Annotated in this window: 1 protein-coding gene; it reads left to right on the forward strand. The window is 72.3% G+C overall.

All coding sequences use genetic code 11. The annotated features are described in order from the left end of the window. A partial coding sequence (locus AAAX77_RS09810; protein WP_349106095.1) for a transposase occupies nucleotides 1-1,018 on the forward strand: 1,018 nt, incomplete at its 5' end. Between the last annotated feature and the right edge of the window lie 9 nt (nucleotides 1,019-1,027).

The following is a 1,027-nucleotide window of genomic DNA, read 5'->3' on the forward strand; positions in this document are numbered from 1 at the left end:
CTCCCCGGCGGGGATGCAGAGGAGGCGCCCGGGGCAGGGGAAGTGCGACGAGGCGGACGCGGAGAGGGCCGCCCGCGCGGCGATGTCCGGCTCGAAGCTCGGGACCCCCAAGAGCCAGGACGGGTGGGTCGACGGGGTGCGCTGCATGCTCGCGGCGCGCTCCGGGGCGGTGAAGGCGCGGACCTCGGCGATCAACACCGCGAGGTCGCTGCTCACCACCGCGCCGGAGGGGCTCAGGTCGAGGTTCCGCGGGATGGCGGGGCCGAGGCTGATGGAGGAGCTCCCCTCCGTGCGCGCCGAGGGCGCGCTGGGCGCCGCGCTCGGAGCGCTGGCGGACCTGTGGGCGGCGGCGCGCGACGCGGCGCTCGACATGGAGCGCGCGATCGAGGCGTCCCTGGAGGAGAACTGCCCCGCGCTGCTGGCGATGTACGGGTGCGGGCCCGTGAGCGCGGCCAAGCTCGCGGTCGCGGCCGGGGACAACCCGGGCAGGCTGCGCTCCGAGGCGTCGTTCGCGGCGATATGCGGCGCCTGCCCCGTCCCCGCCTCGAGCGGCAAGACCGTGAGGCACAGGCTCAACAGGGGCGGCGACCGGCAGGCGAACAGCGCGCTGCACGAGATCGCGAGGCAGAGGGTCATGCGCGACCCCGAGACCGCCGAGTACGCCGAGAGGGCGAGGGCGCGGGGGAAGAGCGACAGGGAGGTCATGAGGTGCCTCAAGCGCTACGTGGCCAGGGAGGCGTACCGGGCGCTGATGCGCCCGCACGAGGTCAGGAGGCCCGAGGACGCCTCGGAGCTCGTGGCGGCCAGGCGCGCGGCGAAGGTCAGCCAGGTGAGGGCGGCGTCCATACTGGGCACCAGCGAGAAGTACATCTCGATGCTGGAGAGGGGCCAAAGGGAGCTCAAGCCCATAAGGAGGGCCTACGAGGCATGGGTCGAGGCCGGACTTCCGCTCGATTGGGACAGGCAGGCCTTCGAGGCCGAGCGCAAAATGGATTCTAAAAAACACCTTGCCAAATAGGAGCGTCAG

The sequence above is a fragment of the Collinsella sp. CLA-ER-H6 genome (assembly GCF_040092305.1).
Classification (GTDB): Bacteria; Actinomycetota; Coriobacteriia; order Coriobacteriales; family Coriobacteriaceae; genus Collinsella.